General features: G+C 60.6%; 15 protein-coding genes. 5 read left to right on the forward strand and 10 right to left on the reverse strand.

Features of this window, described 5'->3' with window-relative positions:
* The first annotated feature begins 2 nt into the window (after window positions 1-2).
* Window positions 3-1,001: a polyprenyl synthetase family protein gene (locus tag ACVBAU_RS14555; protein WP_138922698.1), complete on the forward strand. Its 999-nt coding sequence runs from the start codon at window positions 3-5 to the stop codon at window positions 999-1,001.
* Here ACVBAU_RS14555 and ACVBAU_RS14560 read toward each other — a convergent pair.
* The 3 genes from ACVBAU_RS14560 to ACVBAU_RS14570 all read right to left on the reverse strand — a co-directional run bounded on the left by ACVBAU_RS14560 (window position 998) and on the right by ACVBAU_RS14570 (window position 5,386).
* Window positions 998-1,855 carry a 4-(cytidine 5'-diphospho)-2-C-methyl-D-erythritol kinase gene (locus ACVBAU_RS14560; RefSeq protein WP_448326883.1) on the reverse strand — a complete coding sequence of 286 codons (858 nt, stop codon included), beginning with the start codon at window positions 1,853-1,855 and terminating at the stop codon, window positions 998-1,000. The two genes, ACVBAU_RS14555 and ACVBAU_RS14560, sit on opposite strands and share 4 nt — an antisense overlap.
* Entirely contained in the window at window positions 1,852-3,570 is a 1,719-nt protein-coding gene (locus tag ACVBAU_RS14565) for a tetratricopeptide repeat protein (protein ID WP_448326884.1), read from the reverse strand. Before ACVBAU_RS14565 ends, ACVBAU_RS14560 begins: the two co-directional genes overlap by 4 nt.
* Window positions 3,571-3,736: 166 nt before the next feature.
* Window positions 3,737-5,386, reverse strand: a complete 1,650-nt coding sequence (locus ACVBAU_RS14570) for an electron transfer flavoprotein-ubiquinone oxidoreductase (RefSeq protein ID WP_138922695.1) — start codon at window positions 5,384-5,386, stop codon at window positions 3,737-3,739.
* Between the two features lie 318 nt (window positions 5,387-5,704).
* Between ACVBAU_RS14570 and greA the strand changes: the two genes are divergently transcribed.
* Complete coding sequence (greA, locus tag ACVBAU_RS14575) at window positions 5,705-6,175, forward strand: transcription elongation factor GreA (protein ID WP_138922694.1); 471 nt, start codon at window positions 5,705-5,707, stop codon at window positions 6,173-6,175.
* A gap of 15 nt (window positions 6,176-6,190) precedes the next feature.
* Window positions 6,191-7,222 carry a hypothetical protein gene (locus ACVBAU_RS14580; RefSeq protein ID WP_448326885.1) on the forward strand — a complete coding sequence of 344 codons (1,032 nt, stop codon included), beginning with the start codon at window positions 6,191-6,193 and terminating at the stop codon, window positions 7,220-7,222.
* Between the two features lie 3 nt (window positions 7,223-7,225).
* Here the strand turns inward: ACVBAU_RS14580 and ACVBAU_RS14585 are convergent, their stop codons facing one another.
* Genes ACVBAU_RS14585 through ACVBAU_RS14600 form a run of 4 tightly spaced genes read right to left on the reverse strand, consistent with a single transcriptional unit; the run spans window position 7,226 to window position 11,272 of the window.
* Window positions 7,226-9,301, reverse strand: coding sequence for a molybdopterin-binding protein (locus tag ACVBAU_RS14585; protein WP_448326887.1), 2,076 nt, complete (start codon window positions 9,299-9,301; stop codon window positions 7,226-7,228).
* Window positions 9,298-9,789: a molybdopterin-guanine dinucleotide biosynthesis protein B gene (gene mobB / locus ACVBAU_RS14590; protein WP_448326888.1), complete on the reverse strand. Its 492-nt coding sequence runs from the start codon at window positions 9,787-9,789 to the stop codon at window positions 9,298-9,300. The genes ACVBAU_RS14585 and mobB overlap by 4 nt, the downstream gene beginning before the upstream one ends.
* Window positions 9,786-10,388: a molybdenum cofactor guanylyltransferase MobA gene (mobA, locus tag ACVBAU_RS14595; protein ID WP_448326890.1), complete on the reverse strand. Its 603-nt coding sequence runs from the start codon at window positions 10,386-10,388 to the stop codon at window positions 9,786-9,788. Before mobA ends, mobB begins: the two co-directional genes overlap by 4 nt.
* Window positions 10,385-11,272 (reverse strand): formate dehydrogenase accessory sulfurtransferase FdhD, encoded by an 888-nt coding sequence (locus ACVBAU_RS14600; protein ID WP_335744405.1) that lies wholly within the window; start codon window positions 11,270-11,272, stop codon window positions 10,385-10,387. The genes mobA and ACVBAU_RS14600 overlap by 4 nt, the downstream gene beginning before the upstream one ends.
* A 48-nt stretch (window positions 11,273-11,320) precedes the next feature.
* Here ACVBAU_RS14600 and ACVBAU_RS14605 point away from each other — a divergent pair, with 48 nt between their 5' ends.
* Together ACVBAU_RS14605 and ACVBAU_RS14610 are read left to right on the forward strand one after the other, a co-directional pair.
* Entirely contained in the window at window positions 11,321-12,055 is a 735-nt protein-coding gene (locus tag ACVBAU_RS14605) for an AzlC family ABC transporter permease (protein WP_138922689.1), read from the forward strand.
* Complete coding sequence (locus ACVBAU_RS14610) at window positions 12,055-12,387, forward strand: AzlD domain-containing protein (RefSeq protein ID WP_138922688.1); 333 nt, start codon at window positions 12,055-12,057, stop codon at window positions 12,385-12,387. Before ACVBAU_RS14605 ends, ACVBAU_RS14610 begins: the two co-directional genes overlap by 1 nt.
* Here the strand turns inward: ACVBAU_RS14610 and ACVBAU_RS14615 are convergent.
* The 3 genes from ACVBAU_RS14615 to ACVBAU_RS14625 form a co-directional block, all read right to left on the reverse strand.
* Entirely contained in the window at window positions 12,376-12,978 is a 603-nt protein-coding gene (locus tag ACVBAU_RS14615; RefSeq protein ID WP_138922687.1) for a hypothetical protein, read from the reverse strand. The two genes, ACVBAU_RS14610 and ACVBAU_RS14615, sit on opposite strands and share 12 nt — an antisense overlap.
* A 31-nt stretch (window positions 12,979-13,009) precedes the next feature.
* The gene (locus ACVBAU_RS14620; protein WP_005849635.1) at window positions 13,010-13,144 is read right to left on the reverse strand and encodes an aa3-type cytochrome c oxidase subunit IV; all 135 of its coding nucleotides are present in this window, start codon (window positions 13,142-13,144) and stop codon (window positions 13,010-13,012) included.
* A gap of 89 nt (window positions 13,145-13,233) precedes the next feature.
* Window positions 13,234-13,719, reverse strand: coding sequence for a DUF6173 family protein (locus ACVBAU_RS14625; protein WP_138922686.1), 486 nt, complete (start codon window positions 13,717-13,719; stop codon window positions 13,234-13,236).
* Between the last annotated feature and the right edge of the window lie 2 nt (window positions 13,720-13,721).

The following is a 13,721-nucleotide window of genomic DNA, read 5'->3' on the forward strand; positions in this document are numbered from 1 at the left end:
AGATGACGAGCGAAAACACCCAGAAACCGCATGATCAAATGGCGGCCTATCTGAGCGCAGATATGACTGCCGTGAATGACCTGATCCGCGACCGCATGGCGTCTGAACATGCACCGCGCATCCCGGAGGTCACCGCCCACCTGGTCGAAGCAGGCGGCAAACGGTTGCGCCCGATGCTCACGCTCGCGGCGGCGCGGCTGTGTGGCTATGACGGCCCTTACCATGTGCATCTGGCAGCCACGGTAGAGTTTATTCACACGGCAACGTTGCTGCACGATGACGTGGTCGATGAAAGCGCGCAGCGGCGCGGACGACCGACGGCGAACCTGCTTTGGGATAACAAATCTTCGGTGCTGGTGGGCGACTACCTGTTTGCGCGCAGTTTCCAGCTGATGACTGAAACCGACAATATGCGCGTGCTGGCGATCCTTGCGAATGCCTCTGCCACGATTGCCGAAGGCGAAGTGCTTCAACTGACGGCGGCCCAGAATTTGGCGACGGACGAAGGTATCTACCTGCAGGTCGTGCGCGGGAAAACCGCGGCGCTGTTCTCGGCGGCGACGCAGGTGGGCGGGGTCATCGCCTCAGCCCCCGACGCGCAGGTCCAAGCGCTGTTCAACTACGGTGACGCCTTGGGCATCGCGTTCCAGATTGTCGACGATTTGCTGGATTACCAAGGCGATCCGAATGCGACCGGCAAAAACATCGGTGACGATTTCCGCGAGCGCAAGCTGACCCTGCCGGTGATCAAAGCGATTGCCAAAAGCGATGCCGAAGAGCGCGCCTTCTGGGCCCGCACCATCGAAAAGGGGCGGCAGGAGGAAGGCGATCTGGATCACGCCCTGTCGCTGCTGCACAAACATGGCACGCTAGACGAGACCAAATCAGAGGCGCTGGCGTGGGCGGAGAAGGCCAAGACCGCGCTCGACACCCTGCCCGATCACGACCTGACCCGGATGCTGCGCGATCTGGCCGATTACGTCGTGGCGCGTATCAACTAGGCTAGCACCGGCGCGGCGGCCACCCACCAACCGGGATGCTTGTCCGCGACACGGGCGGCGGCGCGTTGTGCAAACGCTTGGGTCTCGTACAGGCCGAAACAGGTGGCTCCGGATCCCGACATACGGGCCAGCAACGCATCCTGAAGGCTGTGTAGGCACGTCGCCACCTCTGGCACCAGTTGGACTGCTGGAGCCTCGAGGTCATTGCGCTGCGTCGCCAGCCATGCGGCGAATGCGGTGGCACTGGCGAATTCGGGCAGCTCTTTCGGCATCGGCGCATTGGCGCGGGCTTCCAGTCGCGAGAATACTTCGGGTGTGGCGGCAGATTTATTCGGGTTGATCAACACCAGCCAACAGGGCGGCAACTTGGGCGCCGGTGTCAAAACCTCGCCGATCCCCTCCATCCGCTGGGGCGTGTCATACAGGCAGACCGGCACATCCGCCCCAAGCCGGGCGATATCATCGGGTACGGGCAGCCCCCAGTGGGCCGATAGCAAATGAAGCGTCGCGGCGGCGTCTGCTGATCCACCGCCGATCCCCGCCGCAGCAGGCAGATTTTTCGTCAGGTGCAGCCGCGCCCCTCTGCCAGCGCCAGCGTCGAGCAGGCGCGCAGCACGCACGACGAGGTTGCGGTCATCATTGGGGGCAGCGGCACCATATGGGCCGTCGATGAACAGCTCAAGCTGGTCGCACAGCGTTACCGTGATCCGATCACCGACGCCGGCCCGTACCACAAGGCTGTCGAGCAAGTGATACCCGTCACCGCGCTGCCCTGTGACGTGCAGCGTCAGGTTCACCTTGGCCCAAGCGCTCCGGTTGCTGGCAACCCCGAGGGATGCGGCCTTGGCGGTCATTTTTCAGCGGAGGCTTTGCTAAGAGGTTCGGCCCCTTCTTCGGCCAATACAGCATCCAGTCCGACCTCGAGCTTGCGCCGCATGCGTTTCGGGTCCGCCTCGCTGTCCTGATCTTCGGGATCGACGAAAGACAGGGCGCGGCGCCATTGGAATTCGGCCTCGCGTTGACGACCCACGGACCAATAGACATCACCCAAGTGGTCGTTCAGCACCGGATCCACCGCAACGAGCTCTACCGCGCGTTCCATCTGGTCTACGGCCTCTTCGTAGCGTCCCAGCCGGTAAAGCACCCAACCAAGAGAATCGACGATATAGCCGGAGTCCGGGCTGGCTGCGACGGCGCGCTCAATCATGTTCAGCGCCTCGTCCAGATTGCGACCTTGTTCAACCAACGAATACCCTAGGTAGTTCAGTACCTGCGGTTGGTCGGGATTGATCTCGAGCGCGGTGCGGAAATCGCGTTCGGATGCTTCGCCGTTGCCCAGGCGTTCTTCGGCGATGCCACGCGCATAATACAATACCCAGCGTTGCGGGTTGCTGTCAGGTGTCAGTTCAATCGCCTTGTCGTAGGATTTTATCGCGGCCTTGAAATCGTCCTGTGCCCGCAGCGCATCGCCCAAAGCGGAATGGACCGACGGGAGCGTCCCATGGCTACGCGTCAGTTGTTGCAGCACCTCGATCGCCTGCTCAGGCTTGTTAGACCGCCGCAACGCCGCCGCGCGGCCCAGTTCAGCCGCATGGTAAGCGGGGTTGTCGGCGGGCACGTCTTGCAGTTCCTGAATTGCCAGCTCGTACTGGCCGATGTTTTCCAGCAGGTCCGCCGTCAGCAACAGATCGTCGATGTGATCGGGGCGCAGGTAGCGCGCGATGCGCGAATACAGCAGCACATAGTAGTCACCGGCGCTTTCGTTGCGCAGCACAGCCGCGAAGGTAAAGAACACTTCGGCGATTCCGGCCTTAGCATCGGGGATCTGGGTAAAGGAAACCTGCCCGTCCCCTTGCAAGGCCGCGACCAGATCATCAAGTTCAGGGTCACTGTTGGCACCAAAACTGTCGGTCAGCAGCGCGAGCGCTTGTTCGTTCCGCCCCAACTGGCCCAAAATTTCGACCCGCGCGATCACCCCGCGCCGGGTCTGCCCGGCGGACCCCGCTTGGCTCACGGCAAAGATTGCCTCTGCCCCCTCATAATCGCCGACAGACGCTAACGCCAAAGCCTTGTGGTACATCACAAACCCCTGCATCCCAGCCTCTGTACTCAGGGCATCGAATTGGGCAAGGGCGGCGGTCATATCGCCGACGCCCATTTGTGCCCAGGCTTTGACCAGCCCGTCGACCCAAGGGCCAATCCCACCTTCGTCTGCCGATTGCGCGATCAGGCCGGCATAGTCTTCTTCTTGTGCCATGCCTGCGGTGGTTACCAGATAGGCAATTTGCCCGGGTTGATCCGACGCCGCCATGACCCGCGCCAAGGGCAAAGCGCGTTCGATATTTCCGAGCGACAAAAGCGCCAGTACCGTGCTTTCAAGGAATTCAGGGTTTTTGGGATCAAGCGCCAATGCCTCGCCATAGTATCTCGCGGATTCCGCAAAATCGCTACGTACCGCAGCATGTCTCCCCGCGAGATAGGCACCGGCTGCCGATTGCGCCTGTGCGGGCATCGAAACAGCACCGGTCAGCGCCAAAACGCTAGCGGTCAACAATAGGTTACGGATCATACTGGCACGCCTCATTTATATTTAGGCGCAAGGCTAACAGGTTCGCGTCCAAGCGCAATGCCGCCTATCCAAGGGAGCATACCGCTTACCCTCTATCGGCGGAACCTCGCATGAAAAAAGGCGCGCCGAAGCACGCCTTTGATCGAATTCGTCCCGTAAGCGACGCTTACATGTTGGGGTAGTTCGGGCCATCCCCACCCTGCGGCGTGGTCCAGACGATATTCTGTGTCGGGTCCTTGATGTCGCAGGTTTTGCAATGCACGCAATTCTGGAAGTTGATGACAAAGCGCGGGTCCTTGCCGTCTTCCTCGACGAATTCATACACCCCCGCAGGGCAATATCGCGCCGAAGGGCCCGCGTATTCTGGCAGGTTGATGTTCACCGGCACCGATGGGTCCTTGAGCGTCAAATGCGCAGGCTGGTTTTCATCGTGGTTGGTGAACGAGAACGCCACGTTGGTCAGACGGTCAAAGCTCAGCTTGCCATCGGGCTTGGGGTAATCGATCTTTTTGTGCTTGGCGGCCTTTTCGGTCGCCTCGGCATCAGATTTCCCATGCCCCAACGTCCCCAACAGCGAGAAGCCGAATGTGTTGGTCCACATGTCGAACCCACCCACGGCGAGCGACGTCATGAGGCCGTATTTGCTCCACAATGGTTTGACGTTACGGACCTTTTTCAGGTCTTGGCCGATCTCGCCGTTGCGTACATCGTCCTCGTAGGCGGTCAGCTCGTCGCCTGCGCGGCCTGCCTGAATGGCTTCATAGGCGCGTTCGGCTGCGGCTTTGCCCGACAGCATCGCATTGTGGTTGCCCTTGATGCGCGGCACGTTGACCATGCCGACAGAGCAGCCCAGCAACGCCACACCCGGTGCAACCATCTTGGGCATGGACTGATAGCCGCCCTCGGTGATCGCACGCGCGCCATAAGCGATGCGTTTGCCGCCTTTCAGCAGCTCGGCTACCATGGGGTGATGCTTGAACCGCTGAAATTCCATGTAAGGGAAGACATGCGGGTTCTTATAGCCAAGGTGAACAACGAACCCGACATACACTTGGTTGTTTTCGATGTGATAGATGAACGACCCGCCGCCCGCGTTCTTGCCCAAGGGCCAGCCCATCGTGTGCGTGACGGTGCCCTCTTTGTGCTTGGCGGGGTCGATCTCCCAGATTTCTTTCATGCCAAGGCCGTATTTCTGCGGCTCTTTTCCGGCATCCAGATCGTATTTCGCGATCACCTGTTTCGACAGGCTCCCGCGGACACCTTCGGAGAGGAACACATACTTACCGTGAAGCTCCATACCGGGTTCATAGCCGTCGCCCTTGGTGCCATCAGCGCTGATGCCGAATTCACCGGCCACGACGCCTTTGATCTCGCCGTTGTCACCATACACCAGTTCAGAGCACGCCATCCCGGGGAAGATCTCTACGCCCAAGGCTTCAGCCTGCTCGGCCATCCAACGACAGACGTTGCCCATGGAAACGATATAGTTGCCGTGGTTATGCATCAGCGGCGGCATGGGGAAGTTCGGCACGCGGATCTTGCCCGCCTCGCCCAGCATATAGAAGTTGTCTTCTTCGACCTTGGTCTTGATCGGCGCGCCTTTTTCTTTCCAATCCGGCATCAAAGCGTCCAGACCGACCGGATCCAGAACCGCGCCGGACAGAATATGCGCGCCCACTTCGGAGCCTTTTTCCAGCACGACCACATTGCAGTCGGCGTCCAGTTGCTTCAGACGGATCGCGGCGGACAGCCCGGCAGGGCCCGCACCGACGATAACGACGTCATATTCCATTGCTTCGCGTTCAACTTCGGCCATTCGGGGCTCCTCTTCGGGCAGAAAACGGTTTGGATTTCGCTAAACCAGCACAGTAGGTATTGCAATCGCAACACAGCGTAAATTAGCGCACCCACGACAGTTTGCATCATATATATTGCAGGTGCAGCAATATTGTTTCGCCACGTAAAATAGCGCATCCCAACGGCTTGCCAATATGGACGTGCGGATTGCCGCGCTCCGGCAGACACCCCCTTGCATTCGCAGGGCAGTTTGGGTCAGGTAAGGATCAATTCAAATCGGTTGCACTCTCGGACATCAATTCGCGGGCTGTGACCCTCATTGCGTGGACGCCCCCCGATGGAAAAAATCCCCATGACCCGCGCCGGTCACACGGCTTTGGAAACCGAACTGAAGCACCTGAAGTCGGTTGAACGCCCTACCATCATCAAGGCCATCGCCGAAGCCCGCGAGCACGGCGATCTGTCCGAAAACGCAGAATACCACTCTGCCAAGGAAAAGCAGTCGTTCATCGAAGGCCGCATCAAAGAGCTTGAGGGTGCGATTTCCCTTGCTGACGTGATCGACCCTAAAAAGATGTCCGGCGCGATTAAGTTCGGCGCGAGGGTGACTTTGGTTGACGAGGACACCGACGAAGAAAAGACCTATCAGATTGTCGGTGAATACGAGGCCAATATCGAAAAAGGCCTGCTGAATATTAGATCCCCCATCGCCCGTGCCCTGATCGGCAAGGAAGAAGGCGACAGCGTCGAAGTGCGGACGCCGGGGGGGGACAAATCCTATGAGGTTCTCAAAATCGTCTACGCATAAGCCGGGGACAAACTGATGACCGAAAAACTGCAGCTGAACCCGAACGCACCGCGCCAATCCGCGCGGTCGACCCCGTTCGGCGTTTATTCGCGCCCCAGCGACGGCGGTGGCTTTAACATAGAGATCATCGCAGCCGCGCTCACCCTGGTCTGGTTACTGGGCTCCTTGATCTTTTTCATGGTGCTGCCGTCGGACGAGTCTTCTGACAGTGGGGCCGGTTTGCGTGTATTGATGACCATGCTTGCGGTTGTCATGCCCGTGGGCATGATCTGGGTTGCCGCCATCGCTGCCCGCTCCAGCCGCGTCATGCGCGAAGAAAGCAAACGGTTGCAGACTGCAATTGATGCGATCCGACAGGCCTACATTTCGCAGCAGCAGGGGCAAAGCCCTGGTGCCGATGCGACCGTCGCGCGCAAGCTCGATGAAATTGCCGCCGCCGCGCGCAAGACCGAAAGCACGCTGGCCACCTTCCAAAGCCGCCGCGACGCAACCACCCGTCTTGCGCCTCTTAAGCCCGTCGTCGTTGACGATCAGCCTGTTTTGGCGCTTGGCACGTCGGCAGCGGATATGACGCAGCCGCTCTCGCACGAGGATTTCATCCGCGCTTTGAACTTCCCCGAAACGGCAGACGATACCGAAGGCTTTTCTGCGTTGCGTAAGGCGTTGAAGGACCGCAATGCGTCCCAGCTGGTTCAGGCGTCCCAAGATGTGCTGACGCTGCTGAGCCAGGACGGCATCTATATGGATGACCTCGCCCCCGACCGCGCCCGCCCCGAAATCTGGCGTCAGTTTGCGCAAGGTGCACGCGGCCGTCCAATTGCGGCATTGGGTGGCATCCGTGACCGGTCTTCGCTGGCGCTGACAAGTGCGCGTATGAAACAAGACCCGATCTTTCGCGATGTTGCGCATCACTTCCTGCGCCGCTTTGACCGCGCCTTTGCCGCCTTTGAAGCAGAGGCATCTGACGCGGATATCTCTGCGCTGACAGACACACGCACAGTGCGGGCCTTTATGTTGCTCGGGCGTGTGGCAGGGACGTTCGACTAGGGCCTAGGTGACCCCGAAAGATCCATAGGGGATATAGCGCACCAGATCGCCCGGCTGAACGTCGGCTGCGGCGTCTGGTAATTCTATCAGACCCTCGGCCCAAGACAGCCCGCTGATCCGGCCCGACCCTTCAGAGGCAAACACCTGTACCCGACCGTCGCGCATCCGCGCGCGCAGATACTCGCGTCGGCCCGGTTTCTTGCGTTTGCTGAAATCTGCGGGCACGTCAAAGCCTTGTGGCACAGGCCAGTCCTGCCCCGCCAACCGCGCCAACGCAGGGCGCGCGAATATCAATGTGCAGACCATTGCGGCCACGGGGTTACCCGGCAAGCCAAAAACAGGCGTGCCCTGCCACATGCCAAGCGCCAATGGCCGCCCCGGTTTGACCGCGATACGCCACAGATCCAGTGCTCCGGCTTCTGAAAGCAAGGCGGACACGTGGTCCTCGTCGCCCGCCGACGCACCACCGCTGGTCAGGATCGCATCGACCTCGCCCTGCGCCGCATCAAGCCGTGCGCGCAGCGCCTCGCGCTCGTCGCCTACATGGCCCAGATCGACGCCCCGATGCCCGAACTGCGCCAGCAACCCCAACAGCATCGGGCGGTTTGCATCGAATATCTGCCCCTCCGCCGCGGTTTGCCCCGCCTCGACGATCTCGTCGCCTGTCGACAGCACGCCAACCCGCAACTGTTTATGAACCAACACAGATGCGGTGCCGGTGGCCGCCAACAAGGCAATATCCGCCGCCGTGATCCGCCGCCCTGCGGCAAGCGTCACCGCGCCTGCCGTGACGTCCTCGCCTGCTTTGCGTGTGTTAGCGCCTTGCTTGACCGGTCCATTGAACCGCAGCGTGTCACCAACGATCGTCACGTCCTCTTGCAGCACCACGGTATCGACACCGGCGGGCAGCGCGGCCCCCGTCAGCACACGTATCGCATGATCGGTGGGCAATCTCCCCGGCGCATCCCCCGCGGCCGCGCGGCCTTCGGCCAGCGGCAGCGCATGCGCACCGGCAGCACGTCCGCCCGCGAACCCGTAGCCGTCTACTGCTGTGTTCGGCAGTGGCGGGTTCGCACGCTGCGCCAGCACGTCGGCTGCTGCAATCCGCCCCAACGCATCGCCAAGGCGCACCTCTTCGGCAGGTAGCACCGGATGCAGACGCGCGCGTAGCTGTTCCAGCGCATCGTCCACGGGCGTCCAATGCACGCCCGGCGGCAGGGCAAAACAATCATTGCGCAGCGGCGGTGGTGTCTTGAGCAGGTGTTCGACCCCCATCCCCAAGATCCACCCTTCTTCCGGTGCCTGCACGTCAAGCACCTGCGCCAGTTCAGCAGGGGCCAAAGCCGAGACCTGCCGCGCAAGTTCCTGCACCTGCCACGCATCCTTGATCATCTCGTCCGGGGCAGGCCCGACGGTCAGTGACGGCCAGACTTCAACAAACGCAACCGGGGCATCAGGCTTCTCGAACGGCCAGACCGCGACGCGCCCGGCAAAACGGGCACGAAGGCGCGAAAGGACTGGCAGACCCATGACCACCTGCGACCCGACAGCCCCTGCCCCCGCCAGTTGCCAGCAGGTAAAGCTGCCCTTGGCCTGCACTTCAGCTGCACGTTTCTCGGCAAAGGGATTTGTATAACCGGCCTTGGTACGGGGCAGTCCCGTGACGTCACGGTTCGGCAAGCCATTGGCCCAAAACGGCCCCAGACCGTCGCCCAGACCCAGATTGATCTCTCCGGCCAGATCGAAACGGTTGTTGGCTTTTGGCGCGTCTTCAACCCGCGCCTCGAACCATTCCCACACAGCGAATGGATCGGTACTGCCCGTCAGCGCTTCGGCAAAGCCTGCAGGGTAGCCAAAAGGAAAATCGAACCCGACCATCACACGATGGCCCTGCGCCAGCTCTGCGTCGATCAGCGTGGCGATCCAAGCCTCTGCCTCTGACCGGTTGCGCAGATAGACGGGGGCGTCTGATACGCCCCCCCGCGACACACCCGCCCAGATCGCGTCCTTGCGCGGGGTCGGGCCGGTGTCGTTACCGCCGGACCAATCGACCATGACGATGGTGTCAAATGCGCTCACAGCCCGAGCTCGGACAGGATGAAATCGGCGATGGTGCCTGTGTCATTCAGATCGAACACGGGGCGATCCAGTGTCATTGGTGTATCGCTGGCAATGGCCTTGATCGTCGGATCCTCCGGCGCGATCAACGCGTTGCCCGTTTCCGCCCGATGCGCTTCGACCTTGGCGTGACCGTCACGCTTGTATCCCTCGACCAAGACCAGATCGACAGGGGCCAGCTTGGCCAGCAGCGCGTCGAGGGACGGTTCGTCCTCGCCGTGCAATTCGTGCATCAGGGCAAAGCGGTTACGCGATGCCAGCAGGACTTCGCGGGCACCCGCGACACGGTGACGGTGGCTGTCCTTGCCCGGATGATCGACGTCGAAACTGTGATGCGCATGTTTCACGGTAGACACTGAAAATCCGCGCCCCGTGATTTCGGTCACAAGGCGTTCCATCAACCCTGTTTTGCCGGCGTTCTTCCAGCCGACAACGCCGTAAACTCTCATAGCATCTCCTGTGCGCGGGCCAGATCCTCGGGGGTGTTGATGTTAAAGAACGCGTCTTCGTGGGGGAACAACGCCTCGCGGCCATCATGGATCTGTGTCCACATCACGACCTTGCGCAAGCCGCCCTGCAAGGCAGCACGCAGATCGTCGCGCAAGGCCACAGGCCAAAGGCCAAAGGTCGGATGCCGCGCGGTGCCGCGCTTGGCATCGGGCGTGGCGGCCAGCACCAGCGGGTGGGTCATTCCCTCGCTTGCCAGCAACAGTTGCGGGACCAGATCACCGGGGAAGAACGGCGTATCGGCGGCAGCAGTCACAATCGTATCAGCGCCATGTGCGGCAGCCCAATCCAGCCCTGCCAACACCCCCGCCAGCGGTCCGGCAAAGCCGTCGATACTGTCGGGCAACACCGGCAGTTTCAGCCCCGCAAACCGCGCGGCATCGCCATTTGCATTCAACGCCACACGCGCCACCTGCGGCGTCAGCCGTTCGATCACATGGCCCAGTACGCTTTGACCGCCAAGCTGCAGCAGCCCTTTGTCGCCGCCGCCCATCCGCGTCGCCTGCCCCCCTGCAAGGATCACCCCAAGTGGCTGTTTCATGCGCTGCCCTTTCGGCCTGATCGTTTAGGTTCATCCCTGATCTGGTCGGGGTCCGCATCGCGGATCAGCCGGTCTTCGCCCGCAAGGCAGATAAAGCGTTTGCCCTTCATCCGCCCGATCAACGTCAGCCCGACCTGCTGCGCGATCTCTACCCCCCACGCGGTAAAGCCGGAACGTGACACCAGCGCGGGGATCCCCATCATCGCGGTCTTGATCACCATCTCAGAGGTCAGCCGCCCAGTGGTATACAGTATCTTATCCTCGGCAGAGACCCCTTCCGAGAGCATCCAGCCGGCGATCTTGTCCACCGCGTTATGACGCCCCACGTCCTCCATATAAACCAGCGGACGGTTGCCCTGACACAGCACCGTGCCGTGGATTGCCCCCGCCTCTAGGTACAGGCTCGGCGTGCGGTTGATCTGCGCACTTAGGTCATAGATCCACGAGGTTCGCAGCGGGGTCGACGGCAGGGAAACGCCCTCCAGACCCTCCATCATATCGCCAAAGACAGTGCCCACAGCGCAGCCACTGGTGCGGGTCTTCTTGCGCATTTTGTCTTCGTAGTCAGTTTTGCGGGCGGTGCGGACGATGACGACTTCAAGCTCTTCGTCATAGTCGACGCTGGTGATATCCTCGCCGTCGCGCAGCATACCCTGATTGCGCAAGAACCCGAGCGCGAGGTATTCGGGGTAATCGCCAATCGTCATCGCGGTGACGATTTCCTGCGCATTCAAAAAGATCGTCAGCGGGCGTTCCTCGACGACGTTGATCGTTGTCTCGGTCCCCAAATGATCCCGTCCGACGACGGCGCGTGTCAGCCGCGCCAATCCCGGCTGCGGTGCGATCAAATAAGCATCGGTGTCTGTCTTGACGGACAATTGCATCCCCCCAAAGCGGCAGTTAAGCATGTCCCGGCAATCTAGGGGGAACGCATGGCCATCACCACCACGAAATCGGCCTTTCGCAAAGGTCTTGCCGACGCAGCACCCTTTATTCTGGTGATGATCCCGTTTGCATCGCTGTTCGGCATTCTTGCCACCGAAGCAGGGCTGAACGTGTTCGAAACGCTCGCCTTTTCGGTCGTGGTCATTGCGGGCGCTGCGCAGTTTACAGCACTGCAACTGATGCAGGAACATGCGCCGACGGCGATCGTGCTGGCCTCTGCGCTGGCGGTAAACCTGCGGATGGCGATGTATTCGGCGTCGCTGACACCCTACATCGGGTCCGCGCCTTTGTGGCAGCGCGCGCTGGCCGCCTATCTGACGGTTGACCAATCCTACGTCTGCGCGATGGCGCAATATGAGAAAGAGCCGGATATGACCATCCCGCAGCGGATGGCCTATTTCTTTGGCTGTGTGACCCCGATTGTGCCGTTGTGGTATCTTTTCACCCTGGTTGGCGCGATGGTCGGGGCACAAATTCCTGACAGCTGGGCGTTGGATTTTGCCCTACCCATCACCTTTCTCGCAATGATCGCGCCGATGTTCCGCACCTCGGCACATATCGTCGCGGCGCTGGTGGCATCCCTCGCGGCGCTGTTGACGGCGGGTGTGCCCTATTCGCTGGGGCTGATCCTGGCGGGGCTGGCGGGCATGATCGCCGGTGCGCAAACCGAACTTTGGCTGGAAAGACGCCAGCCCCACCACCCTGAACAGGACGCGGCATAATGAATGATATCGACACCGGCACGCTTTGGTTCGTGATCATCGCCCTTGGTCTCGGCAGCTTTGGGTTGCGCTTTGTCTTTACCGGACTGGTGGGGGACCGCGAAATGCCCGCGTGGCTGTTGCGACACCTGCGTTATACGGCGGTGGCGATCCTGCCCGCCCTTGTGGCCCCGCAAGTGATCTGGCCCGCGGCCACGGACGGGCAGCTTGATTTACCGCGTATGGCAGCTGCGGCAGCAGCACTGACTGTGGGGGTGCTCACCAAAAACGTGCTGCTCGCGATTATCAGCGGCGCAGCAACGCTTTATGGTTTGCTTTGGTTACTGGGCTAGAAGCGAAGCCTGTACGGCATCAATCACGTCGCCTTCGTCGTTTTCATAGTATTTCGTCGTCTTCACGCCGGGCAGGCTGGCGAATTGTTCGCTGAGCTTGGCAGGGTAGAACGTCTTCGAGATGCTCTCAAAGCCCTGAACCTGCGTCAGGATATCAGAGGTCGCATTGGCGCAGAACGCCCCCGCTACCTGACCGTTTGACATCACAAGCTGCAAGATCTGTTCTGCCTGTGCGTCGCTGACCTGCAATTCCTGGCTGACGACATGGTAGGTGCTGCGCGCATGAGAGGATTTGTACCCCTGTATCCACTGGGGCGTCATGCCGTAAAGCACATCACCGCGTTCGATCACACGAGGGTCGCGGAACGATCCGGCGGGGTCAAAGATCACCTGCTGCGACCCGTTGACCACCAGTGCCGTATGGCCGCCGCTGCCGGTGCGGTTGTTGATCATCGTCACCAACGTGATGGATTTTGGTCCCGGTGCCACATAGGCAGCCGCTGCGACTTCTGCGGGGGTATTGTCGATACCGGTATCATTCGCACAGGCCGCAAGCAGCCCGACGCAGGCCAGAGCCATCCAAACGCGCATAGAAATATCCTGTCGGTTAAGTGTGCGCGCCTTAGCGCGCGAAGATCGCCATAAAGACCAGAATGGCAATAATCACGATGCACGACCATTTGACGAAGTTCATGAAGCTGTCAAAAGTCTTCTCGTGCGTGCTGGTGTCCATCGAGCCGTGTTCATGTTTGGCCATTTGCGCGATCCTTGTCTTAACGTGCGTATGATTTGGTCTGGGGAATACTGTATTCATTTGCCTATGTCACGGCATCAAAATGCGCGTGGTCAGGTGTTTTCGCCTGCGGGAGGCTGCTCTTGTGTCTCGAGGTCTTCGATCAGACGAAAACCGATGCGATTCGCGGGGGCTTCTTGCACCGCTTTGGGCAGCGCCCTCAGGGCCACGTTCAACTGTGTGACATGCTGCACAAGCTGCATCCGCGCGCCGGTGTTGTCCTTGCCATAAAAGGTCACGATATCAGGATCGAAATAGCCCATCCCCTCGATCCGCAGCACGCCGGCGTCACCGCCTGCAAAACCCATAGCGACCTCGTGATCACCGTCGAGCTGTTCTTCGAAGTTCTTGAGGTACAGCACAACACGCTCGTAGGCCCATTGCGCAGCTGATTTCTGCGCGGCAGGTTTCTGAGTGATCCCTTTGGGCACAGGCTGATCCGAGGCGTTGCGGCTAGAGGGGTCCGAATGCACCTCGTAAAGCCGTGGCAACGCGTCTGCTTCGATGGCTTCGGCAGCAGTCTTGATCTCGTTATCCATCG

It is taken from the genome of Sulfitobacter sp. M13 (assembly GCF_053474885.1).